The organism is Blastococcus sp. KM273129, from assembly GCF_021698995.1.
Lineage (GTDB): Bacteria > Actinomycetota > Actinomycetes > Mycobacteriales > Geodermatophilaceae > Blastococcus.
Genome location: NZ_SSXB01000070.1, coordinates 1 through 22,092, shown reverse-complemented (window position 1 = coordinate 22,092; position 22,092 = coordinate 1). Strand labels below are relative to the sequence as shown.

General features: G+C 75.5%; 22 protein-coding genes and 1 tRNA gene. 13 read left to right on the top strand and 10 right to left on the bottom strand.

What is annotated here, in order from left to right; all coding sequences use genetic code 11:
• Positions 1 to 102 precede the first annotated feature (102 nt).
• Positions 103 to 183, bottom strand: a tRNA-Leu gene (locus E9565_RS17055).
• Between the two features lie 89 nt (positions 184 to 272).
• On the opposite strand from E9565_RS17055, the gene E9565_RS17050 reads away from it, so the two are divergent.
• Together E9565_RS17050 and E9565_RS17045 are read left to right on the top strand one after the other, a co-directional pair.
• Positions 273 to 563 carry a DUF3618 domain-containing protein gene (locus E9565_RS17050; RefSeq protein WP_236825593.1) on the top strand — a complete coding sequence of 97 codons (291 nt, stop codon included), beginning with the start codon at positions 273 to 275 and terminating at the stop codon, positions 561 to 563.
• Positions 564 to 567: 4 nt separating this feature from the next.
• A complete protein-coding gene (locus tag E9565_RS17045) occupies positions 568 to 1,056 on the top strand; it encodes a DUF427 domain-containing protein (protein ID WP_236836007.1) in 489 nt (162 codons plus the stop codon).
• A gap of 6 nt (positions 1,057 to 1,062) precedes the next feature.
• Here E9565_RS17045 and E9565_RS17040 read toward each other — a convergent pair whose 3' ends face one another.
• On the bottom strand, positions 1,063 to 1,677 hold the full coding sequence (locus E9565_RS17040; protein WP_236825591.1) for a TetR/AcrR family transcriptional regulator: 615 nt from the start codon (positions 1,675 to 1,677) through the stop codon (positions 1,063 to 1,065).
• Between the two features lie 126 nt (positions 1,678 to 1,803).
• On the opposite strand from E9565_RS17040, the gene E9565_RS17035 reads away from it, so the two are divergent.
• Positions 1,804 to 2,913, top strand: a complete 1,110-nt coding sequence (locus E9565_RS17035; RefSeq protein WP_236836006.1) for an EAL domain-containing protein — start codon at positions 1,804 to 1,806, stop codon at positions 2,911 to 2,913.
• Positions 2,914 to 2,920: 7 nt separating this feature from the next.
• Here E9565_RS17035 and E9565_RS17030 read toward each other — a convergent pair whose 3' ends face one another.
• On the bottom strand, positions 2,921 to 3,514 hold the full coding sequence (locus E9565_RS17030; RefSeq protein ID WP_236825589.1) for a histidine phosphatase family protein: 594 nt from the start codon (positions 3,512 to 3,514) through the stop codon (positions 2,921 to 2,923).
• 61 nt (positions 3,515 to 3,575) lie between these two features.
• Here E9565_RS17030 and E9565_RS17025 point away from each other — a divergent pair, with 61 nt between their 5' ends.
• The 3 genes from E9565_RS17025 (at position 3,576) to E9565_RS23355 (ending at position 6,391) form a co-directional block, all read left to right on the top strand.
• Positions 3,576 to 4,430: an aldo/keto reductase gene (locus E9565_RS17025; protein ID WP_236825588.1), complete on the top strand. Its 855-nt coding sequence runs from the start codon at positions 3,576 to 3,578 to the stop codon at positions 4,428 to 4,430.
• 148 nt (positions 4,431 to 4,578) lie between these two features.
• A complete protein-coding gene (locus E9565_RS17020; RefSeq protein ID WP_236825587.1) occupies positions 4,579 to 5,733 on the top strand; it encodes an acyl-CoA dehydrogenase family protein in 1,155 nt (384 codons plus the stop codon).
• A complete protein-coding gene (locus tag E9565_RS23355) occupies positions 5,726 to 6,391 on the top strand; it encodes a PaaI family thioesterase (protein ID WP_236825586.1) in 666 nt (221 codons plus the stop codon). The genes E9565_RS17020 and E9565_RS23355 overlap by 8 nt, the downstream gene beginning before the upstream one ends.
• A 40-nt stretch (positions 6,392 to 6,431) precedes the next feature.
• Here the strand turns inward: E9565_RS23355 and E9565_RS17010 are convergent, their stop codons facing one another.
• From E9565_RS17010 to E9565_RS17000, 3 genes are all read right to left on the bottom strand, one after another.
• Entirely contained in the window at positions 6,432 to 7,550 is a 1,119-nt protein-coding gene (locus E9565_RS17010; protein ID WP_236836005.1) for an NAD-dependent epimerase/dehydratase family protein, read from the bottom strand.
• A 72-nt stretch (positions 7,551 to 7,622) separates the two neighbouring features.
• Positions 7,623 to 8,987, bottom strand: coding sequence for an MFS transporter (locus tag E9565_RS17005; protein WP_236836004.1), 1,365 nt, complete (start codon positions 8,985 to 8,987; stop codon positions 7,623 to 7,625).
• Between the two features lie 26 nt (positions 8,988 to 9,013).
• Positions 9,014 to 9,841, bottom strand: a complete 828-nt coding sequence (locus E9565_RS17000) for an alpha/beta fold hydrolase (RefSeq protein ID WP_236825583.1) — start codon at positions 9,839 to 9,841, stop codon at positions 9,014 to 9,016.
• Between the two features lie 76 nt (positions 9,842 to 9,917).
• Between E9565_RS17000 and idi the strand changes: the two genes are divergently transcribed.
• From idi to E9565_RS16980, 4 genes are all read left to right on the top strand, one after another.
• Positions 9,918 to 10,457: an isopentenyl-diphosphate Delta-isomerase gene (gene idi / locus E9565_RS16995; protein ID WP_236836002.1), complete on the top strand. Its 540-nt coding sequence runs from the start codon at positions 9,918 to 9,920 to the stop codon at positions 10,455 to 10,457.
• A 78-nt stretch (positions 10,458 to 10,535) separates the two neighbouring features.
• On the top strand, positions 10,536 to 11,345 hold the full coding sequence (locus E9565_RS16990; RefSeq protein ID WP_236825581.1) for a polysaccharide deacetylase family protein: 810 nt from the start codon (positions 10,536 to 10,538) through the stop codon (positions 11,343 to 11,345).
• A 76-nt stretch (positions 11,346 to 11,421) separates the two neighbouring features.
• Positions 11,422 to 12,195, top strand: a complete 774-nt coding sequence (locus E9565_RS16985; RefSeq protein WP_236825580.1) for an SDR family NAD(P)-dependent oxidoreductase — start codon at positions 11,422 to 11,424, stop codon at positions 12,193 to 12,195.
• 21 nt (positions 12,196 to 12,216) lie between these two features.
• Entirely contained in the window at positions 12,217 to 12,489 is a 273-nt protein-coding gene (locus E9565_RS16980) for a hypothetical protein (protein WP_236825579.1), read from the top strand.
• Between the two features lie 9 nt (positions 12,490 to 12,498).
• On the opposite strand, the gene E9565_RS16975 is transcribed toward E9565_RS16980, so the two are convergent.
• Both E9565_RS16975 and E9565_RS16970 read right to left on the bottom strand, forming a co-directional pair.
• Complete coding sequence (locus E9565_RS16975) at positions 12,499 to 14,865, bottom strand: SpoIIE family protein phosphatase (RefSeq protein ID WP_236825578.1); 2,367 nt, start codon at positions 14,863 to 14,865, stop codon at positions 12,499 to 12,501.
• A gap of 661 nt (positions 14,866 to 15,526) precedes the next feature.
• The gene (locus E9565_RS16970; protein ID WP_236836008.1) at positions 15,527 to 16,723 is read right to left on the bottom strand and encodes a helix-turn-helix domain-containing protein; all 1,197 of its coding nucleotides are present in this window, start codon (positions 16,721 to 16,723) and stop codon (positions 15,527 to 15,529) included.
• Between the two features lie 73 nt (positions 16,724 to 16,796).
• Between E9565_RS16970 and E9565_RS16965 the strand changes: the two genes are divergently transcribed.
• Positions 16,797 to 17,729, top strand: coding sequence for a proline dehydrogenase family protein (locus E9565_RS16965; RefSeq protein WP_236825575.1), 933 nt, complete (start codon positions 16,797 to 16,799; stop codon positions 17,727 to 17,729).
• A gap of 17 nt (positions 17,730 to 17,746) precedes the next feature.
• Positions 17,747 to 19,372 (top strand): L-glutamate gamma-semialdehyde dehydrogenase, encoded by a 1,626-nt coding sequence (gene pruA, locus E9565_RS16960; protein WP_236836001.1) that lies wholly within the window; start codon positions 17,747 to 17,749, stop codon positions 19,370 to 19,372.
• A 105-nt stretch (positions 19,373 to 19,477) separates the two neighbouring features.
• Here pruA and E9565_RS16955 read toward each other — a convergent pair whose 3' ends face one another.
• Together E9565_RS16955 and E9565_RS16950 are read right to left on the bottom strand one after the other, a co-directional pair.
• On the bottom strand, positions 19,478 to 20,479 hold the full coding sequence (locus tag E9565_RS16955; RefSeq protein ID WP_236835999.1) for a type IV toxin-antitoxin system AbiEi family antitoxin domain-containing protein: 1,002 nt from the start codon (positions 20,477 to 20,479) through the stop codon (positions 19,478 to 19,480).
• Positions 20,480 to 20,605: 126 nt separating this feature from the next.
• Complete coding sequence (locus E9565_RS16950; protein WP_236835997.1) at positions 20,606 to 21,151, bottom strand: DUF488 family protein; 546 nt, start codon at positions 21,149 to 21,151, stop codon at positions 20,606 to 20,608.
• Between the two features lie 88 nt (positions 21,152 to 21,239).
• Between E9565_RS16950 and E9565_RS16945 the strand changes: the two genes are divergently transcribed.
• Positions 21,240 to 22,092 (top strand): MFS transporter (locus E9565_RS16945; protein ID WP_236835995.1); only part of this gene is annotated, 853 nt, incomplete at its 3' end.

Genomic DNA, 22,092 nt, shown 5'->3' with positions numbered 1-22,092 from the left:
ACCGATCTGCAGCTCGACCCGACCCGGGACTACCAACGCCAAGCCCCAACGTGAACGATGTCGCGGGACACCTGTGAACGGTGTCCCGCGACATCGCACGCGTGCGGGAGGGGGGAGTCGAACCCCCACGCCCGAAGGCACCAGATCCTAAGTCTGGCGTGGCTGCCGTTACACCACTCCCGCGTGGTCCCGGAGTCTAGGAGCACCCGCGCGGGTGGCCGGGGAGGGCCGTCGGCGCGCTGACCAGCGGCACGTCTGGCAGGCTGTCGCCCGTGCCCCGCGACCCACGACAGATCCAGCTCGAGATCGATGCGGCCCGCGAGTCGCTGGCCGCCACCCTGGACCAGATCGCCTACCGCAGCAGCCCGACCCGCCTGAAGGCGCAGGGCCGGGACGCCGTGCAGCGGTTCCTGCGGACCCCGGCGGGCCAGGCCACGATCGGCGCCGTCGGCCTGCTGGTCACGCTCGTCGTCGTCCAGAAGGTGCGGCACCGGCGCAAGGACGAGGTCGAGGTGCTGGGCCGCCGCATGGTCGTGGTCGACAAGGGCCGCCGCACGCGCTGATCCGGTGCGCCGCGATCCGGTCGGGCCCGGCCAGGAGTCGGTCTGGGACTACCCGCGCCCGCCGTCGGCGCGGGTGAGCGACCGCCACGTCGTCGTCGAGGTGGCCGGCCGGGTGCTGGCCGACACCCGGCGGGCGGTGCGGGTCTGCGAGACCAGCCACCCGCCGGTGTACTACGTGCCGCGTGAGGACGTCGCCGTCGACCTGCTGGAGCGGGCGCCGGGCCGCTCGGTGTGCGAGTGGAAGGGCGCGGCGACCTACTGGGACGCCGTCGTCGACGGCCGGCGCATCCCCGAGATCGGGTGGTCCTACGAGGACCCGGCCCCCGGTTACGGGCACCTGCGCTCGGCGATCGCCTTCTACCCGGGCAAGGTCGACCGCGCGCTCGTCGACGGCGAGCAGGCCCGCCCGCAGCCGGGAGGCTTCTACGGCGGCTGGATCACCGACGAGATCGCCGGGCCCGTCAAGGGCGGGCCCGGCTCCCTCGGCTGGTGAGCGGCGTCAGGCCTGGGCGCGCACCAGCGGCATGACGACGGTGTCCAGCACCTCGTCGGCGTAGGCCTCGTCGACCGGGCGGTGGGTGAGCAGCCAGCGCTGGACGAACAGCGCGCTGATGGTCTCCGCGGCGACCGAGGTGCGGAAGCCGGGGCCCACCTCGCCGCGCGCCTCGGCGTTCTCCCACACCTGCTCGAAGGACTGGCGCCAGACCGCGAGCGGGCCCTTCTCGAACGCCTCGGCGAGCGCCGGGTGGCGGGGCACGGTGGAGAGCAGCGAGAGCGTCGCTGCACCGGTCGGGCCGTTCACCACGCCGACGAGGGTGCGCATGATCTCGCGGAGGTCGCCCTCGAGGGAGCCGGTGTCGGGGTTGGGCGCCTCGTCCCGGTTGAGGTCGGAGATGGTGTCGACCACCAGGTCCTGCTTGGTGCGCCAGCGCCGGTAGATCGTCGCCTTGCCGACGCCGGCCTCCGCGGCGACCGCGTCCATGGTCAGTGCGCCGTACCCCACGTCGGCGAGCAACCGGAGGATGGCGGCGCGGATCACCCCGTCCCGACTGGGGTCGCGCGGGCGGCCGCCACGGCTCGGACGGGCGGCTTCTGCGGTGGGGAGAGAGGCCATGGGGCAAACCTTAGACATTCAAGTTGTGAAAGTGCTGGAACTCTGCCGTGAGTACCCCGGAAGAGCGTTGTGGTACCGCCGCGCGCCTGGCCCGTGCACCCCGGCCGGTGGGCCACCCTGTCCGGCGTGGGAACCATCTGCGGCGGGGTCTGCGGGTGCCGCCAGAACTGGGAGGTGCCCGGCCGGGCGAGCCGCGCGCTGCTGGCCACCACCATCGGGCACGTGCTGCCGCACGTCGCCCGCACCGCCAAGGCGCTCGGCCTCGTCGTGGACTCCGCGCCGCAGGTGGTCGACGTCCTCGACGAGCGGGGCGGTCGCGGCCTGGAGCGGCTCTTCCAGAAGCTCGCCCGTGAGCTGACCGGCGCCGAGACCGAGGCCGTGCGGGTGGTCACCGACCCGCCGGACGACGGCGCCGCGCTCACCGCCCGGCTGCTCACGGCTCCCACGCTCGCCGTCGAGCTCGCCCGGCGCGGGGTGACCGTGGAGGTCGGTGTCCTGGCCGAGGCGGAGTTCTGGTCGGTCTACCAGCCGATCGTCGCCCTGGGCGACCGGTCGGTCGTCGCCCACGAGGCGCTGCTGCGCGGGCTCGTCGACGGCCGGGAGGTCGGCGGTGGGGACCTGTTCTTCGTCGCCGAGTCGGCGGGCTGGCTGCACCGGCTGGACCGCATCGGCCGGGAGGCCGCCATCACCGGCGCGGTGCCGTGGCTCGGCGCCGACGACCTGTTCGTGAACTTCGACCCCACCTCGATCTACCGGCCGCAGGTCTGCCTCGCCAGCACCGAGCGGGTGGCCCACGACGCCGGGATCGACCCCCACCAGCTCGTCTTCGAGGTCGTGGAGTCGCACGCGATCGCCGACCGCGGGCACCTGGTGTCGGTGCTCGAGCACTACCGCTCGCTGGGCTGGCGGGTCGCGCTCGACGACGTCGGCGCCGGCTGGTCCAGCCTGTCCCTGCTCGCCGCCGTCCGGCCCGACGTGGTCAAGCTCGACAAGGGGCTCGTGCAGGTGCTGCCGGACGACGGCGCCCGCACGGTGCTGAAGGCGGTCACCGACCTCGCCCACCGGCTGGGCGCGGTGGTCGTGGCGGAGGGGATCGAGACCGAGCAGCTGGCCGAGGAGGTGGCCGCGCTGGGGGCCGACCTGGGCCAGGGCTGGTTGTTCGGCCGGCCGGTGCGCCCCGAGCCCCCCGCCGAGGAGCTCGAGGGCCGCTGGCAACCGGTGGCCCGCTCGCGCTGAGCCCGGCTCAGCCGAGCGCCCAGCCGGTGAGCACGGGGCGGCCGTGCTCGTGCCCCAGGACGCCGTACCGCCCGGCGGGCAGCGCGAACAGGGCGCCGGCCTCGGGGGCCAGACCGAGCCACCGGGCCGTCAGCACCCGCAGCACGTGCCCGTGGGCGACGAGGGCGACGTCGCCGCCCGGCAGCCGCTCCCGTACCCGGGCCAGCACGCGGTCGACACGCGCGCCGACGTCGGCCAGCGACTCGCCGGGGACGTCGGCGTCGACGGTGCCGTCTCGCCAGATCGACCACTCCCGGCCCAGCTCCGCGCTGATCTCGGCGGTCGTGCGGCCCTCGTAGCCCCCGTAGTCGAGCTCGACCAGGTCCCCGTCGACGGCGGTCGGGGCGAGCCCGGCCAGCTCGGCGGTGCGCCGCGCCCGCTGCAGGGGGCTCACCCGCACCTCGGCGAACCGACGCCGTCCCAGCGCCTGGCGCAGGGCGCGGGCCTGCTCCTCGCCCTCCGGCAGCAGCGGCAGGTCGGTGCCTCCGGTGTGCTGGCCGGTGCGGCTCCACTCCGTCTGCCCGTGCCGCAGCACGACCACCTCGCCCGCGCCTTCGCTCACGCAGCCCATCGAACACGCCGGCGCGGGAACACGCGCGCCCACCGTCGTGCTGGCCAGGTGCATGACGACTGCTGAACTGAGCGACACCTTCTCCATCGGCGGCGACCTCCCCGTGCACCGCCTGGGCTACGGCGCCATGCAGCTGCCGGGCCCCGGGGTGTGGGGCGAGCCGGCCGACCGCGCGGCCGCCGTCCGGGTCGTGCAGGCCGCCGTCGAGCAGGGTGTCGACTTCATCGACACCGCCGACTCCTACGGCCCCGAGATCAGCGAGCAGATCATCGCCGAGGCGCTGCACCCCTACCCGGAGGACCTGGTCATCGCGACCAAGGCCGGCCTCACCCGGCAGGGCCCGGACGTCTGGACCCCGGTCGGGCGCCCGGCGTACCTGAAGCAGCAGGTGGAGCTCTCGCTGCGGCACCTGAAGGTCGAGCGGATCGACCTCATCCAGCTGCACCGGATCGACTCCGAGGTGCCGCTGGCCGACCAGCTGGGCGCCTTCGTCGAGCTCAAGGAGCAGGGCAAGGTGCGCCACATCGGCGTCTCGGAGGTCTCGGTCGAGCAGCTGCAGGCCGCCCGCGAGATCACCGAGATCGTCAGCGTGCAGAACCTGTACAACCTCACCACCCGGCAGAGCCAGGACGTCCTGGACTACGCCACCGAGCACGGCATCGCGTTCATCCCGTGGTTCCCGATCGCCACCGGCAACCTGGCCGCGCCCGACAGCCCGGTCGCCGACATCGCGCGCGAGCTGGACGCCACGCCCTCGCAGGTGGCGCTGGCCTGGCTCCTCCGGAAGTCGCCGGTGATGCTGCCGATCCCCGGCACCAAGTCGGTGGACCACCTGACCGAGAACCTGGGTGCGGCGCGCCTGACGCTCTCGGACGAGGACATGGCCCGCCTGGACGCCCTCGCCTGAGCCCGCCCCTTCGAGGCACAGGAAGCTCTACCTGCGTCCTGCGTCCTGCGTCCTGCAGCCCCCGGACGCGGGTAGAGCTTCCTACGCCTCCTCGGCATGGGCGGACCCCGGCGCGGGGGCCGGACGCGGCACACGTCACCATGGGCCCGTGGATGCCGAGGACTTCCGCCAGGTCAAGGACGCCGTTCGCCAGCTCATCCGCGAATCGGTGCTGCCCCGCGAGGAGCAGATCGAGGAGGAGGACCGCATCCCCGACGACCTGCGCGCGCAGGCCGCCGAGATGGGCCTCTTCGGCTACGCGCTGCCCGAGGACTACGGCGGGCTGGGCGTCACGATGACCGAGGACGTCGAGCTGGCCATGGAGTTCGGCTACACGACGCCGGCCTTCCGCTCGCTGTTCGGCACCAACAACGGGATCTCCGGCCAGGTCATCGCCAAGTTCGGCAGCGACGAGCAGAAGAGGAGGTACCTGCCGCGCCTCTCCGCGGGCGAGCTGATCGGCTCCTTCGCGCTCACCGAGGCCGAGGCCGGCTCCGACCCCTCCGCGCTGCGCACCAGCGCCCGCCGCGACGGCGACGAGTGGGTCATCAACGGCAGCAAGCGCTACATCACCAACGCGCCGATCGCCGACCTGTTCGTCGTGTTCGCCCGCACCGACCCCGCGGAGAAGGGCGGCCGCGGCATCTCCAGCTTCGTGGTCGAGACGACGACGCCGGGGGTCACCGTCGGCCCCAGGGACAAGAAGATGGGCCAGGCCGGCGCCTGGACCTCCGAGGTGTTCCTCGACGACGTGCGGGTGCCCGCCGACGCCCTCATCGGCGAGGAGGGCCGCGGCTACGCCAAGGCGCTCACCGTGCTCTCCCGCGGCCGGCTGCACATCGCCGCGCTGTGCGTCGGCATGGCGCAGCGGGTGCTCGACGAGTCGGTCGCCTACGCCGCCACCGCCAAGCAGGGCGGGGCGCCGATCGGCCGCTTCCAGCTGGTGCAGGCGATGCTCGCCGACATGCACGCCGAGCTGCTCGCCGGCCGCAGCATGGTGCGCGACGTCGCGGCCCGCTACGACTCCGGCGAGGACACCTCCGTCGGCCCGTCGTCGGCGAAGCTGTTCTGCACCGAGATGGTGGGGCGCGCCGTCGACAAGGCCGTGCAGGTGCACGGCGGCATGGGCTACCTGCGGACGACGCCCGTCGAGCGCTTCTACCGCGACGCACGGCTGTTCCGCCTCTACGAGGGGACCAGCGAGGTGCAGCGCATCATCGTCGGCGGCGCCCTGCTGCGCGAGGCCGGCATGCCGCGTGGCTGAGGACCGGGAGGTCCGTCGCGCGGCCGTCGGCGAGCTCGGGGAGGCGCTGCGCGACCTGGTCGACGCCGCCGTCCGCACCGAGGTGCCGCTGGACCGGCTGGCCGAGGCGACCAGCGCGGCCAGGGAGCTGACCGCGCTGCTCTCGACGGACCTGCGCGAGGTGCACGAGATCGCGTCGGTGGACGACCCGGACAGTGGCCAGCGCTGGTACAGCCCCGTGTACGGGCCGGGCAGCCCGGTCGCCCCGCCGATGGTCGTCGACGACTTCCCGGACGAGGGCCGGTGCGTCGGCCGGGTGACCGTCGGGAAGAAGCTCGAGGGTCCGCCGGGGCTGGTGCACGGCGGGGTTGTGGCCACGCTGCTGGACCACGTGCTGGCCCGCTCGGCGCGCGGGGCCGGGCACGGCGGCCTGACCGCCACGCTGACGGTCACCTACCGGCGGCCGGTGCACCTCGGCGTCCCGCTCCTGGTGACCGGTCAGCTGGTCTCGGTCGAGGGGCGGCGCGCCACCGCCACCGCCCGGCTGGTCGCCGAGGACGACCCGGGCACCACGCTCGCCGAGGGCGAGGCGCTGCTGGTCGCGCTGCGGGCCGAGCGGGCGTCGGAGGTCTTCGCGCGGACCGGCCGCGACGTCGGCGCCTGGACCAGCCGCAGCTGAGGGCTGGTCGGCACCGGGGTCGCCCGCACGCCGCCGGGGGTCAGTTGGCCCGCGGACCGGGGGCGTTGGCCGGGTCGCCGGTGGGGTCCAGCGAGGCGCCACCCGCCGGGCGCAGCAGCGCCCCGGGCCCGCCGGCACCGCTGCCCAGGGCAGCGACGAACTGCCGGAGCACGTCGTCGCCGGCGTGGAACGGGGCCCAGTCGAGCAGCTTGCGGGCCCGTGCGGTGTCCAGCGCGGGCACCTGCGTGCCGATGTCCAGCCACCCCGGCTCGGTCGGCACCAGGTGCGCGGTGAAGGCGGCGTGCAGGCCGGCGCGCAGCGCGATCTCCGGGGTGGGCACCCGCACGGAGCCCAGGGCCTTCGCCAGCGCGTCGGCGTCCAGCAGCGGCTCCGCAGCCAGGTTGAACGGGCCGGGGGCGCGGCGGTCGAGCATTCGCTCGAGGGCGTCGGCGACGTCGTCGGCGTGCACGAAGGCGATGGCCAGCGCCGGAAGGGGCAGCGGCAGCAGCCGGGCCACCGCGCCGGGCAGCGCGCGTGCGGCCCCGAACAGCAGCGGGCCCAGGAAGTAGCGGCCGATCTCGCTGGCGGCCTGCGGCTGCAGCACCAGGGTGGGGCGGACGACGGTGAGCGTCGTGCCGCGGTGCCGGCCGAACACGTCGCGCACCACGCTCTCGGCCTGCGACTTGTCACGGCTGTACTGCGCGCTGGGGATGCCGGTGGTCGGCCAGTCCTCGGTCACCCGGACGCCGCGCGCGCCGCCGGCGTAGGCGCCGATGGAGCTCATGTGCACGAACTGGTCGACGCCGGCGGCGGCCGCGGCGCGGGCCACCCGCCGGGTGCCCTCCACGTTCACCAGGCGCAGCCGGTCGGGCTGCCGGCCCGGCTGCAGCGCCCAGGCGAGGTGGACGACGGCGTCGGCGCCCTCGACGAACTCGGCGACCTCCCGCTCGCTCGCGGCCTCGCCGAGGTCGGCCAGGTGCCAGCGCACCCCGTCGTAGGGCGCGGTCGAGGGCGGGCGCCGGCGGGCCAGCCCGCGGACCTCGGCGACACCGGCCGACGGCGCGGTCAGCCGGCGCAGGAGGGCGGTGCCGACGTTGCCGCTGGCACCGGTGACGGCGATCGTGCGGCCGCGCAGCTGTCCGGGGGAGAGCTCAGGCATGCCCTGCCGCTACCCGCCCGGCCTGCGGCCAACCGGTACGGCCGCGGGTCGGCCGGGCGGCGAGGGTGCCGGTCAGCCCGGCAGCGCCGGTGACGTCACCCCGCGCGGGGCCTCCGCGTCGAGCGAGCGGCCCCGCAGCTCGGGCAGCGCCCAGGCGGCGAGCGCGGCCAGCAGGAAGAAGGCGGCGAACGTGGCGAAGACCAGGCCGGTGCCCCCGGCGTCGACCAGCAGCGGCACGCACAGCGGGGCGGCGATGGAGGCGAGCCGGCCGAAGCCGGCGGCGGCACCGGCGCCCGTGGCCCGCAGCGCGGTCGGGTAGATCTCCGGCGTCACCGCGTACAGCGCGCCCCAGGCCCCCAGGTTGAAGAACGACAGCACCATGCCGGTGACGAGCACCGCGGTGTCGGCGTCGGCGGCGGCGAAGAGCCCGGCACCCAGGGCGGAGCCCAGCAGGAAGGTGGCCAGGGTGGGCCGCCGTCCCCACTTCTCGATCAGGTAGGCCGCCACCGCGTACCCGGGCAGCTGGGCCAGCGTGATGATCAGCGTGTACTGGAACGACTTGACCAGCGAGAAGCCGTCGTTGAACAGCAGCGTCGGCAGCCAGATGAAGGCGCCGTAGTAGGCGAAGTTGATGCTGAACCAGACGGTCCACAGGGCGGCCGTCCGCCGTGCGGCGCCGCCGGTCCACAGCGCCCGGGCGCCCGGCGGGGCGGTCGCCGGCACCGGCGCGGGGGACGGCACGGGCGCGACGCCGCCGGCCCGCTCGAAGCGGCGCACGGTCGCCTCCGCCTGGTCGGTGCGGCCGCGCAGCTCGAGGAAGCGCACCGACTCGGGCAGCCCCCGGCGCACCACCACCGCGTACAGCGCCGGCGCCGCCCCCAGGGCCAGCGCCCAGCGCCACCCGTCGTCGCCGGCGGGCACCACGAAGTAGCCGATCAGGGCGGCCAGCGTCCAGCCCACCGCCCAGAACGCCTCCAGCAGCACGACCACCCGGCCGCGCACCCGGGCGGGGGCGAACTCGCTGACCAGCGTCGAGGCGACCGGCAGCTCGGCCCCCAGCCCCAGGCCGATGAGGAAGCGGAAGACCAGCAGCGCGCCGACCGACCAGGACAGCGCCGCCGCCCCGGTCGCCAGCCCGAACACCAGGAGGGTCAGCGCGAACACCTGGCGGCGGCCGACCCGGTCGGCGAGCAGCCCGCCCAGCGTGGCGCCCAGCGCCATCCCGACGAAGCCGATCGACCCGATCCACGACACCTCGGCGTTCGACAGCCCCCACTGGGCGACCAGCGCGGTCATCACGAACGAGATGAGCCCGACGTCCATCGCGTCCAGCGCCCACCCGATGCCCGAGCCGACCACCAGCCGGTGGTGCTCCCGGTTGACGGGCAGCCGGTCGAGCCGCTCGGCGCGGGTCAGCGGCGACGTCGTCTCGCTCATGGCGTGCAGTCTCGCAATGCCCGGGCTCAGCCGCGGACGTGGGCGGTGACCAGCTCGGCGGTCCGCTCCGCGGCGAGCTCGGGGATCCAGTGCGTCACGTCGTCGAGGACCTCGAGCCGGTAGGGCGCGTCGACGAAGCGGGCCGTGTCCTCGGTCGCGGCCCGGCCGAGGAAGGCGTCGCCGGTGCTCCAGACGTGCAGGGTGGGCACGCGCGCCTTCCCGACCGGGTCGCGACCGCTCCACGGCAGGGCGCGGTACCAGTTGATGGCGGCGGTCAGCGCCGCCGGCTCGCGCATCCGCCGGACGTAGCGGTCGACGGCGTCGTCGGGCAGCCCGCCGTGGCGCAGCACCCGGCGCAGCGCGGCCCCGTCGCCGGCGAGCAGCAGCCGCTCGGGCAGCACCGGGAGCTGGAACAGCCCCACGTAGGAGGAGCGCAGCGCCTGGTCGCCGGTGACCATCGCCCGCGTCATCGCCCCCGGGTGCGGCACGGAGAGCGCCGTCAGCGTGCGGACCCGCTCCGGGTGCCACGCGCCCAGCGCCCAGCCGACGATGCCGCCCCAGTCGTGCCCGACCACGTGGGCCGAGCCCAGCCCGGCCGCGTCCAGCAGGGCGACGACGTCGTCCGCCGTCTCCCGCAGGCGGTAGTGCGCGCGGCCGCGCGGGCGGGCCATGGGGGAGTAGCCCCGCTGGTCCGGTGCCAGCGTGCGCAGACCGTGCTGGTGCAGGGCGGGGGCGACCCGGTCCCAGGCGGTGGAGTCCTGGGGGAAGCCGTGCAGGAGGACGACGGGCTCGCCGTCGGCCGGCCCGGCGTCCCGGACGTCGAAGGTCAGGCCGTCGCGCCGGAAGCTGTCCACCCCGGAACTGTGCCCCGCGCGAGGGCGGTCCGCACGGGGGCGGGCGGCGCCGCGGCCGATCGGGGACGATGGGCCGGTGACCGCCACCCCTGTCGAGCTCATCGTGCTGCTCGACGACGACGGCCGAGAGATCGGCACGATGCCCAAGCCGCAGGTGCACCACGGCGAGACGCCGCTGCACCGCGCGTTCTCGGCCTACCTCTTCGCCGCCGACGGCCGGCTGCTGGTCACCCGCCGTGCCGAGGGCAAGGCGACCTTCCCCGGCATGTGGACCAACACCGTCTGCGGCCACCCCGGCCCCGGTGAGGACGACGGGGCCGCGATCGCCCGCCGCGCCGGCTTCGAGCTCGGGCTCGGCGTCTCCGACCTCCGCCCCGCGCTGCCGGGCTACCGCTACCGGGCGGAGTTCCGGGGGGTCGTCGAGAACGAGGTGTGCCCGGTCTACGTCGGGCGCTTCACCGGTTCGCCCGCGCCCGAGCCCACCGAGGTGGGTGACTGGGAGCTGCTGGACTGGGCCGCGTTCCGCCGCCGCCAGGAGACCGAGGGCGACGCGTGGTCCCCGTGGTGCCGGGAGCAGGCGCGGCTGATCGAGGAGGCGGGCCTGCACCGCCTCTGACCCCCGTGGCCCGGCGCCGCGACGCGCCGTCCACCCGCCTCCGCGGCGCGGCGCACCACCGTCGCTAGCGTGCGGCGCATGGACCGTCGAGGGTTCCTGCTCGCCCTCGCCGCCGGGGTGGCGGGCACGGCGCTGGCACGCGGTGCAGCCGCGCCGGACGCGCCCCCGGCCGCGCTCGGCGGCCCCGCGGCGTCGCCCGGGCCGGTCGGCGACCCCGTCGCACGGTGGCGGCAGGTGCACCGCGGCGTCCCCGGGGTGGAGCCGCAGGAGCCGCCCGCCGGGGTGGTCGACGCGCTGCCAGGCGAAGGGGACCTGCTGGCGCTCACCATCGACGACGGCACCAGCAGCGAGGTGGTCGCGGCGTTCGCGCGCTTCGCCGCCGACAGCGGCACCCGCATGACCTTCTTCCCGAACGGCCGGTACCGCGCCTGGGAGGACAACGCCGCGCTGCTGCGCCCGCTGGTCGACTCCGGGCAGGTGGCCCTCGGCAACCACACCTGGTCCCACCCCGACCTCACCACGCTGGGGGACGCCGAGGTGGCCGAGGAGATCCGCCGCAACCGAGATTTCCTGCGCTCGACCTTCGGCGTGGAGACCCCTTTCTTCCGGCCGCCCTTCGGTGCCCACGACGAGCGCACCGACCGGATCGCCGCCGACCTCGGGCACCCGACGATCGCCATGTGGAACGGCACCCTCGAGGACTACCGGGTGCTCACCGCCGAGGAGCTCGTGGCCGCCGCCCGGCGCTGGTTCAGCGCACGGACGATCGTCGTCGGCCACGCCAACCACCCCACGGTCACCACCGTCTACGGGCAGCTGCTCGAGCTGGTCGCCGAGCGGGGGCTGACCACGGTGACCCTCGCCGACGTCTGGGCCACGCGGCGCTGACGCCCCGACCTGCGGGCCCGGCGGCTTTCGGCGAGGCTGTCCGCGACGGGTACGCGCGGACGACGGAGGAGCAGCTGTGGAGGCGTCGCTGAAGGGCCGGGTCGCGCTCGTGACCGGCGGGGCCAGCGGACTCGGCCGGGCCACCGCGCTCGCCCTCGCCGAGGGCGGGGCGCACGTCGTGATCGCCGACATCGACGCGGACGGCAGCCAGGAGACGCTCTCCCGGGTGACCGGGGCCGGCGGCTCCGCCGAGGTCGCCGCCCTGGACGTCACCCAGGACGAGAGCCGGCGCGCCGTCGTCGCGGACCTGTTCGAGCGGCACGGCGACGCGTTCGACGTGCTGGTCAACGTCGCCGGCATCGACCGGCCCGGCTACATCACCGACATCGACCTCGCCGACTACCAGCGGGTGCAGGCGGTCAACTGCGAGGGGCCGGTCTTCCTCACCAGCGAGTTCGTGAAGCGGGTGCAGCACCTGCCCGAGGGGCGCACCGCCGACGTCGTGCACGTGGTCTCGCTGTCGGCGATCACCTCGGGCAGCGGGGCGATCGCCTACAACGGCTCCAAGGCCGGCTTCCTCAACGCGACCCGCTGCATCCAGCGCGAGCTCCGGGAGAAGGCGGTGCGCCTGGAGGACGGCAGCGAGCGGCCGTTCCCGTGCCGGGTGCAGAGCGTCATCCCCGCCGCCATGGACACCCCGATGATGGAGCAGTGGGGCATCCCCGGGCACCTGATGATGCCGCCGTCGGCGGTCGCCGAGGCGATCCGCACGCTGCTGCTCCTGCACCCGTCGGCGTTCGTCCCCGAGATGCAGGTCGTCCCCCGGCTCGAGCCGAACTTCCCCCGCTGACCGACCATGAGGAACTGCCGCATGAACGCCCCGGACGACCCGACGCCCGACACCGCCATGGCGTCGGGCTCCGATGCGGGCAGCCCCGGCGGGCGGCTCGGTCCCGGTGACCTCGCGCCCGACGAGGAGCGGCTGCTCGCCGCGCTCGAGCGTGGCGCGCGCACGGGGCCACCGGACCCGCTGGAGACGATCGCGGTGGTCCGCGCGGCCGAGGACGAGCGGCCGCTGCCGGACCGGGGCGGCCCGCCCGACGACGGGCTCACCCCCCGGTTCACCGCGCCCGGCGCCGGCTGAGCGACGGGCTCAGCCGCCCGCTGCCCGGAGCCGGACGGCGACGAGGGCGACGTCGTCCTCACCGCCCTCGGGCAGCAGCCGGCCGATGAGGGCGTCGGACATGCGGGCGACCGGGAGGTGGCGCAGTTCGGCGAGCGCCCGGCCGAGCAGGTCGACGCCGTCGTCGAAGACCTGGTCGCGGCGCTCCACCAGCCCGTCGGTGTAGAGCAGCAGCGTCGAGCCGTCGACGACCACCGCCTCGTGCTCGGTGCGGGGCAGCGACGGGTCCACGCCGAGCAGCAGGCCGGGGCGGTCGGGCACCAGCAGCCGCTGGGAGCCGTCGGGCGCGACGAGCAGCGGCGGCAGGTGCCCGGCGGAGGCCCAGCGCAGCCGGGTGCCGTCGCCGGCCGGCCCCGCCGGGCGGTCGAGCCGGCCGACCAGCACCGTCGCCATGGCGCCGAGCCCCAGCCCCTCGATCGCGGCGTCGATCCGGGAGAGCACCTCGGCCGGGCCGGCCACGCTGTCCCAGGCGATGCCGCGCAGCAGACCGCGCAGCTGGGACATCGTCGCCGCGGCCTGGGTGTCGTGGCCGACGACGTCCCCGATGACCAGCACCGTCGAGCCGTCGGGCTGCTCGAAGACGTCGTACCAGTCGCCGCCCACCTGGGCCTCCCGCGCCGCCGGCACGTAGCGCACCGCCACCTCGAGGTGGTCGGGCTCCGGCGGGTCGGTCAGCAGGCTGCGCTGCAGGGTCTCGGCGGCGCGGACGATGCTGCGGGACCGCGCGTAGAGCGCCTCCAGCAGGTGGACGCGCAGCTCGGCGGCCTCGGCGGTCTCCTGCGCCGACCACGACTCGGACCGGCCGCGGACGGTCTCCCGCCAGCGCTCGAAGGACTTGCGCGGGCTGAGCCGGACGGCATCGCCCTCGCGCTCGGCGATCGCCTTGTTGTGCGGGTCCCCGCCCCAGTCGATGTGCCGCACGGCCTCGCCGCGGGACCAGAGCACGTACTGGCCCTCGGGCAGGGGCAGCACCAGGACGCCGCACGCGGGGTCGACCGCGCCGAGGCCGGGCGCAGCCGCGGCCAGCGCGTCGGTCGCGACGACGTCCTCGCCGCGGCTCGCGGCCCAGGCGGCGATCGCGTCCGCCAGTTCCGGCGGGAGCGCGGCGCCGGCGGATCCGCGGGTGCCCTGGAGGCACATGGAGACGCCGTCGGCGGCCAGGAGGTCCAGCAGGCTGGGAGAGCCCAGCAGCGTCTCGGTGATCGGCCGCTCCTCGTCCAGCGCGGCGGCGGTCAGCCAGGCCAGCGTGGACCGCGCGCTCAGCGCCCGGGCGAACTCCTCCTCCTGCGCCCGGTCGATCAACCGGACCGACAGGGTGGAGCCGAGGAACTCCGCCGCGGCCCGGGTGGCGTACGGCGGGGCGTGCGGGCCGTCGTAGTGGTGGCACGCGATGAGCCCCCACAGCTTGTCGCCGCGCAGCAGGGAGATCGACATCGAGGACCGCACGCCCATGTTGTGCAGGTACTCCACGTGGATGGGCGAGACGCTGCGCAGGGCGGAGTAGGTGAGGTCCAGCGGCCGGCCGCTGGCCGGGTGGTGCACCGGCTGGATCGGCACCGGCGCGTAGCCGACGTCGGAGATCAGCCGGATCCAGTTCTTCTCGTACAGCGCCCGCGCCTGCGCGGGGATGTCCGAGGCCGGGTAGTGCAGGCCGAGGAAGGAGTTCAGGTGCGCGGCCTTCGCCTCGGCCACCACCTCGCCGTTGTAGTCGGCGTCGTAGCGGTAGACCATCACCCGGTCGAAGCCGGTGAGGGTGCGCACGGCCGCCGCGGTGATGTCGTAGAGCTCCTGGAGGCTGCCGGCCCGGTCCAGGGCGGCGACCGTGCTGCGCACCGCCTGGTAGGTGTTCGGGAAGGAGAACGGCCGCGGCCCGCGCGCCGGCTCCAGCTCGACGACGAGGGTGCTGACCGGCACCGACTCCTCGGGGGCGGCGACGGGCTCGCCGTCCACCCCGTGCACCGGCCCGGGGTCGATCACGGTGCGGTGCAGGAGGGCGTCGACGGGCACCGGCTCGCCGGCGACGTCGAGGATGATCTCGACCGGGTTGCGCTCGCGGAGGTCGCCGAAGGCGCTCGCCGAGCTGATCACCGCGCGGGCCGGCGCGGCCCCGATGACCTCGGCCAGCGGGCGGCCCAGCGCCTGCCGCCAGTCCACGCCGGTGAGGTCGGCGAGGTTCTCCGACACCTGCTGGACGACCCAGTCGGGGTCACGGACGGCGATCAGCACGCCCCGCGGCTGGATGCTGCCCGGGACGTGGATCGGCTCGCGCTCGCAGTTGGTGAGGTCGACCTGCTCGCCCGGCGCCAGGAACTCGATCTCGTGCTGGACCCCGGTCACGCCCCGACCGCCTGCGCCCGCGCGGCGGGCCGGCACCACTCGGAGAGCTCGCGGAACGCGTCCCGGGCCGCGGCGACCACCCGGTCGGCGTTCCCGCCCGCGGCCACGTGCGCGCGGGCGACCCGACGGTAGGCGGCCCACATCGCGCCGGTCTCGGCACCGTAGGGCGAGAACGCGTGCAGGCGGACGCCGGCCAGCAGGGGCAGCGCGGCGAGGTGGCGGTCGATGAACGTGCCACCGAGGGTGGAGCCCTCGAGCACGTAGAGCCGGCCCAGCGCCTCGTCGGTGCCGGGCACCGCCGGGAGCCCCGGTGCCGCGCCGGGGACGGGGGCGCCCAGCGCCGCGAGGTCCGCGGCGAACAGCCCGGCCCGGCGGCGGCGCGCCCAGCCCGCGGTCGCGGCGTCGGCGGGGTGGCGCGCGGCCCACTCGTCCAGCCCGCGCTCGGCCGCCGTCCAGAAGCCGTGCATCAGCCCCAGCACCTGCACCAGCCGGGCCCGGTCGAGCTCCGGGTCGAGCAGGTCGAGGGTCTCCTCGAGCTGCCGGTGCTCCTCGGCCGTCCCGGTGCGCAGCGCGCGCAGCACGTCGTCGTCGCTGCGGGGTTCCGCCTGCGCAGCCATGTCTCCCGCAGCCATCGGCAAGGAGAATATGTGACACCAGGTGATCACGGGCGGTGGCAGCCGGATCCTCCGGAGAGCCGGGCGGCGCGCAGGCCGGCGTGCAGCAGCAGGCGGGCGTCGCCGTCGGCGAGGTCCAGGCCGGTCAGCGCGGCGATGCGGCCCAGCCGGTAGTACAGGGTCTGCCGGGTGGACGTGCAGCGCCGCCGCCGTCCGCGCGGCGCTGCCGGCGCAGTCGAGGAAGGTCTCGGCCGTCGTCGTGAGCACCGGGTCGGCGAGCAGCGGCGCCAGCACCGGGTCGGGGCCGGGCAGCGCCGTGGCCGCCCGCCACCCGCCGAGCTCGCCCCAGCGGGCGACGGGGAAGAACCGGTCGACCGCCGCGGCGACCCGTGCCGCGGCCCGGGCCTCGCCCCACTGGCCGGCCAGGTCGTCGGTGCCGCGCCGGGCCGACGAGACGCCCGCGGTGCTGCCGGCGGGCAGGGTGGCCAGGGAGGCGGCGGCGAGCGCTCCGGCCGGGCGCAGGTCCGCGGGCGCCGGTAGCGGGACGAGCACGGCGACCCCGTCGTCGACGACGGTGGCCACCGCCCCGGCCGCGGGCAGCGGCCGGGCCGGCGCCGGGGGGCCGTCGGTGGGGCGGAGCGCGACGAGCACCTGCGCGCCGTCGGCGGGCAGCCGGTCGCGGAGCCGCAGGGCAGCCTGGGCGCGGGCCGCGGGGCGGCCGATGAGCGCGTCGGCGAGCACCTGCCCCAGGTCGTCGGCCGGCCGTCCGGCCAGCGCGCGGCCGGCGTCGGCGGCCAGGTCCAGCGCGCGGCGCAGCGCCGGGTCGGCGTCGTCGTCGGGGTCGGTGCGCCCGTCGTCGAGCAGCCACAGGTAGCCGTGGGTGCGGTCCTCGTGGCGGACGGGCAGCACCAGCCGGGTGAGCACCCCGGCCGCGGGATCGGCCGGGGTCCGCATCGGCCGGGTCGCCGCGGCGATCCCGAAGTCCTCGAACCAGCGCCGGGTCTCGGGCGTCGAGCTGCGGGTGAGGATCGACCGGGTGCGGACGGTGTCCATCGGATCGGCCCCGCTGTCGTCGTGCGCGCAGAAGGCCAGCAGCGTGAAGCCGGCGTCCTCCAGCGTCGCCGGTGCGCCGAGCACCCGCGACACCTCGTCGACCAGCTCCTGCAGCTCGTCGCGCACCGCCGTCCCTCCCCACCCCGGATCTCGTACAGCTGTATGAGAGCAGACGGGCGGAATCCCGACATCTGTCCCTGGCCCGGAGGGGTGGCGGGTGCCTAGCGTTCGAGGGGCACGTGGTGCCGGCCCCGAGGAGGACCCGTGGTGCTGCAAAAGGCCTTGCTGGCCGCCTCCCGCCGGCCGGCCCTGCGCCGCGCCGTCACCCGCACGCCGGCCACCCGCCGGGTGGTCGACCGCTTCGTGGCCGGGGAGTCGCTGGACGACGCCATCGCCGCGGTGCGCGCGCTCGCCGCCGACGGCATCGCGGTCACCCTCGACCACCTCGGCGAGGACGTGACCGACCGGGCCCAGGCCCGCCGCACGCGCGACGCCTACCTCACCGCGCTCGAGGCGCTGGCCCCGCTGCGGCTCGGGCCGGCCGCCGAGGTGTCGGTGAAGCTGTCGGCGTTCGGCCAGGCACTGCCCGACGGCGGGCACGACCTCGCGCTCGAACTCGTCCGCCCGGTCGTGGAGGCGGCCTCCGCGGCGGGGACGACGGTCACCCTCGACATGGAGGACCACCGCACGGTCGACTCCACGCTCGCCGCCGTCGCGGAGCTGCGCAAGGAGCACCCGGCGACCGGCGCCGTCCTGCAGGCGATGCTCCACCGCACCGTGGACGACGCCAAGGCGCTCGCCGTGAGCGGCTCGCGGGTGCGGCTGGTGAAGGGCGCCTACGACGAGCCCGAGCAGGTCGCCCACCAGCGCAAGCGGGACGTCGACGCCGCCTACCGCCGCTGCCTGGAGACCCTCATGAGCGGGCCCGGGTACCCGATGGTCGGCTCGCACGACCCGCGCCTGATCTCCCTCGCGCACGAGCTCGCGGCCCAGCACTCCCGGGCCGCCGACTCCTGGGAGGTGCAGATGCTCTTCGGCATCCGCCCCGACGAGCAGCACCGGCTGGCCGCCGCCGGCACCCGCGTGCGCGCCTACGTGCCCTACGGCGCCGACTGGTACGGCTACTTCATGCGCCGGCTGGCCGAGCGCCCGGCCAACGTCGCCTTCTTCCTCCGCTCCCTGGCCACCCGATCGTGAACCCGAGAGGTCTTCTCATGGACGCCGTCACCCGTGTCCCGTCCCCGCGCAACGAGCCGGTGCTCACCTACGCGCCGGGCACCCCCGAGCGCGACGAGCTGCAGCGGCGGCTCGTCGAGCTGGCCGCCGCGCCGGTGGAGCTCACCGCCACGATCGGCGACCGGCAGCGGATGTCCGCCGGCGAGCGGTTCGACGTCGTCCAGCCGCACCGGCACGCCGCCGTCCTGGGTACCTCCGCGCACAGCACGCACGCCGACGCGCAGGACGCCGTCCGCTGCGCGAAGGAGGCCGCCCCGGCGTGGCAGGAGCTCTCCTTCGACGACCGCGCCGCGGTGTTCCTCAAGGCCGCCGACCTGCTGGCCGGGCCGTGGCGGCAGACGCTCAACGCCGCCACGATGCTCGGCCAGAGCAAGACGGCGCAGCAGGCCGAGATCGACAGCGCCTGCGAGCTGATCGACTTCTGGCGCTGGAACGTGCACTTCGCGCGGCAGGTCCTGGCCGAGCAGCCGGAGTCCTCGCCCGGCGCCTGGAACCGCACCGACCACCGCCCGCTCGAGGGCTTCGTCTACGCGATCACGCCGTTCAACTTCACCGCGATCGCCGGCAACCTGCCGACCGCGCCGGCGCTCATGGGCAACACCGTGGTGTGGAAGCCGGCGCCCACGCAGCAGTTCGCCGCGCACTTCCTCATGCGGCTGCTGGAGGCGGCGGGCCTGCCGCCCGGCGTGATCAACATGCTGCCGGGTGACGGGGTCGCCGTCTCCGACGTCGCCCTCGCCGACCGCGACCTCGCCGGCATCCACTTCACCGGGTCCACGCCGGTGTTCCAGCACCTGTGGCGCACCGTGGGCGAGAACATCGCCTCCTACCGCGGCTACCCGCGGATCGTCGGGGAGACCGGCGGCAAGGACTTCGTCGTCGCCCACCCGTCGGCCGACGTCGACGTGCTCCGGACGGCGCTGGTCCGCGGCGCGTTCGAGTACCAGGGGCAGAAGTGCTCGGCGGCCTCCCGCGCGTACGTGCCGCGGTCGGTGTGGGGGCGGCTGCGCGACGACCTGGTGGCGGTGACCGAGTCGCTGCCGGTGGGCGACGTCACCGACTTCTCGAACTTCATGGGCGCGGTCATCGACCGGAAGTCGTTCTCGAAGCTCTCCGGCGTCCTCGACCGGGTGGACGACGACCCGGCGCTCTCGATCGTGGCCGGCGGGCAGAAGGACGACACCGAGGGCTTCTTCGTCCGGCCGACGATCATCGAGGGCACCGACCCCGGGCACGAGGTCTTCACCACCGAGTACTTCGGCCCGGTGCTCGCGGTGCACGTCTACGACGACGCCGACTACGACGCGGTGCTGACCCAGATGGAGTCGGTGGCGCCCTACGCCCTCACCGGTGCGGTGATCGCGCAGGACCGGGCCGCGATCGCGCACGCGCAGAGGTTCCTGCGGCACGCGGCGGGCAACTTCTACGTCAACGACAAGCCGACCGGCGCCGTCGTGGGGCAGCAGCCCTTCGGCGGGGGGCGGGCCTCGGGCACGAACGACAAGGCCGGCGCGAAGCAGAACCTGATGCGGTGGACCTCGACGCGGTCGATCAAGGAGACGTTCGCGCCGCCGACCGACCACCGCTACCCCCACATGGGCTGAGGCGGCTCCCGGGGCCCTCGATGATCAGGTGACCTGATCGTTCGTGGTCCTGGCTCACGGCCGGTCGTGAGCCAGGACCACGGGAGCTGAGCCAGGACGCCGTGTTCAGGCGACGTCGAGCCCTGCCCCCGGCTCCGGACGCCGGACGACGGTGAACCGGCGTGGGCCCGTGTACGGGATCGCGAGCAACCGGGTGAGGTCGGCGACGGTCCTCGGCCAGGCGCCGCCGAGATCGGCCTTGGCGATGCGCAGCACCCGGACGTCGAGACGGCGGACGCTGTCCTCGCGGCGCTTCTCCTCCCACAGCACCTGATGGGGGGAACGGTCCCCGTAGGGGTCGCTGTACTTCACCTGCCCGTCGAACTCGAGCGCCACGGCCGACTCCTCGTACCAGGCATCGAGGCGGCCCACGAATCCCCGCGAGTCGTGCAGGTCGACCTGCAGCTCGGGGCGCGGCAGGCCCGCGGCCAGCAGTGCCAGCCGCCCCTCCGTCTCCAGTGGCGACTCGGCCCGACCGTCGCTGAGGCCGACGGCGCGTGCCGCGCGAGAGGCTCCCGTGCGGTGCCGGGCGGCGTGCACGGCGAGCTCCAGGTCCGAGCGGCACACCCGCCGCCGCTGCAGTGCGGCGTCGAGGGCGATGACCGCGTCGAGCAGCGACCACTCCCGGGCGCAGTCGACGAGGGTGCGGGACACCGTCGTGGTGGCCAATCCTGCGATCCAGGGCTCGACGTCGGTGCCGGGCAGCTTGGCGCGGGCGACCCGGTAGCCGCGGCCGGTGCGCCACTGGTCGACCGCGGTCACGCGGACGCCGTCGCCCGCGGACCTCGGAAGCAGCAGGTCGTGGCGACGGGCGGCGGATGCGTGGCTGAGCACCGGACCGGCGCCCAAGCACAGCAGGACGGCCATGCCGGCCATCAGGTGGCGGTCGACCTCGCTCGCTGCGGCCAGTTGCGCGGACTCGGTGTAGACGCCCTTGCGCAGCCGCGTCCACCGGCCGGTCCGCAGCGCCGTCCGGACGTCGTCGACCGAGTAGCCGGCAGCCAGCGCTTCCTGGCTGGTGAAGACGCCGAGTCGTCGGTCGGCGCGTGATCGCAGCAGCGGGTGCACGGGTCGAGTCTCGCGATGACGGGGCGGTCGCCGGCCCGGATGGCGCGGATCTGTGGACAGCCGTCGTCCTGGCTCACCTCACGGGGTCCTGGCTCACGGTCGACCATGAGCCAGGACCCGGAAGGATCAGGTGACCTGATCGACATGGGCGGCGGGCCAGTGGACGAGGCCGTCCTCGCCGAGGGTCGCGCCGTCGGCCGGGCGGTGCGGGGTCACCCGGCCGTCGGGCATGAGGTGCCCGACGGGCACCCCCCGCCCCAGGACGGCGACGTCGGCGATCAGCCGCCGGTGGCAGCGCCACCACACGTACTCGCTGCACAGCACCGCCACGGTGCGCTCCGCCACCCCGGCCAGCACCTCGTCGAGGGCTCCGGTGAACTCCGCCGTCCGGGAGTGCGCGGCGTACGCGGCGAACTGGGCGACGGTCCACCACCCATCGGCGACCGGCTCGCCCGCGGGCAGCCGCCGGCGGCCACCGAGGCGCTCCTCCCAGCGGTAGCCGATCCCGGCCTCGGGCAGCCACGCGGCGAGCGCCTCCCGCCGCACGTCGGGGTTGGCGCGGCTGCCGGGGAACCGCCGCACGTCCACCAGCAGGTCCACCCCGGCCCGGGTGAGCCGGGCGCCGAGGGCGTGCCGGTCGTCGGACCCGTGGCCCACGGTCAGCACACCCACGCCTCCTGCCTACCCGGGTGCGGACGCCCCTGCCCGCCGGGAGATGCTGCGGGCAGCGGACGGACGACGGAGCGGGGGAGCGGTGGAGGTGCAGGCCCGCCTGTGGCGGTCGCGCGGGGTGCAGTCGCTGGTGGGCGTCACGGCCCTCGGGTTCGCCAGCTACTTCCTCACCCTGGCCTCGCTGCCGGCGTACGCGGTGGCCGGGGGTGCGGCGGAGAGCACGGCCGGGGTGGTCACCGCGGTCTTCCTCCTCACGACCATCGCGGTGCAGTCGGTGGTGCCCGCGTTCGTCACCCGCTACGGCACGGGCCCGGTGTTCGTGGCGGGGCTGCTCGCGCTGGGCTTGCCGTCCCCCTTCTACGTGCTCGACGACGGTCTCGCCTGGATCTCGGGGCTCTCCGCCGTCCGCGGCGCCGGCTTCGCGGTCATCACCGTCCTCGGCGCGATGCTGGCGGCGCGGGTGGCGCCCCCGGAGCGGCGCGGGGAGTCGATCGGCCTGTACGGGCTGGCGATCGCGCTGCCCAACATGGCCGCCGTCCCCGCGGGCGTGGCCCTCGTGCTGAGCGGGCACGTCGCGGTGCTGTCCTGGCTGGCGGCCTCACCGGTGCTGGGCCTGGTGTTCCTCCCCGCGCTGCTGCGGGCGGCCGGCGGCCGCGAGGAGCCGGCCCCGGCCGGCAACGCCCGGGCCGCGGTGCGCGCCGCGCTGGCGCCGTCGCTCGTGCTGTTCGTGGTGACGACGGCCGGTGGTGGGTTCGTGACCTTCCTGCCCATCGACCGCCCCGACGGGCGGCTCGCCACCGCCGCCCTGCTGCTGTGGGGGCTGACCGGCGCGCTGGCCCGCTGGCGCGCCGGCGTGCTGGCCGACCGCCTCGGCACCGCGCGGCTGCTGCCGCTCTCGGTGCTGGTCGGCGGGGTGGGGCTCGCGGTGGCCGGTGCGGGGC

Bases quoted from the DNA above. Each gene is read 5' to 3' on its own strand.
- E9565_RS17025 (WP_236825588.1), top strand. From the start codon at position 3,576: ATGACGACTGCTGAACTGAGCGACACCTTCTCCATCGGCGGCGACCTC.
- E9565_RS16990 (WP_236825581.1), top strand. From the start codon at position 10,536: ATGGACCGTCGAGGGTTCCTGCTCGCCCTCGCCGCCGGGGTGGCGGGC.
- E9565_RS16980 (WP_236825579.1), top strand. From the start codon at position 12,217: ATGAACGCCCCGGACGACCCGACGCCCGACACCGCCATGGCGTCGGGC.
- E9565_RS17040 (WP_236825591.1), bottom strand. From the start codon at position 1,677: ATGGCCTCTCTCCCCACCGCAGAAGCCGCCCGTCCGAGCCGTGGCGGC.
- E9565_RS16970 (WP_236836008.1), bottom strand. From the start codon at position 16,723: ATGTCGGGATTCCGCCCGTCTGCTCTCATACAGCTGTACGAGATCCGG.
- E9565_RS17005 (WP_236836004.1), bottom strand. From the start codon at position 8,987: ATGAGCGAGACGACGTCGCCGCTGACCCGCGCCGAGCGGCTCGACCGG.
- pruA (WP_236836001.1), top strand. From the start codon at position 17,747: ATGGACGCCGTCACCCGTGTCCCGTCCCCGCGCAACGAGCCGGTGCTC.
- E9565_RS17010 (WP_236836005.1), bottom strand. From the start codon at position 7,550: ATGCCTGAGCTCTCCCCCGGACAGCTGCGCGGCCGCACGATCGCCGTC.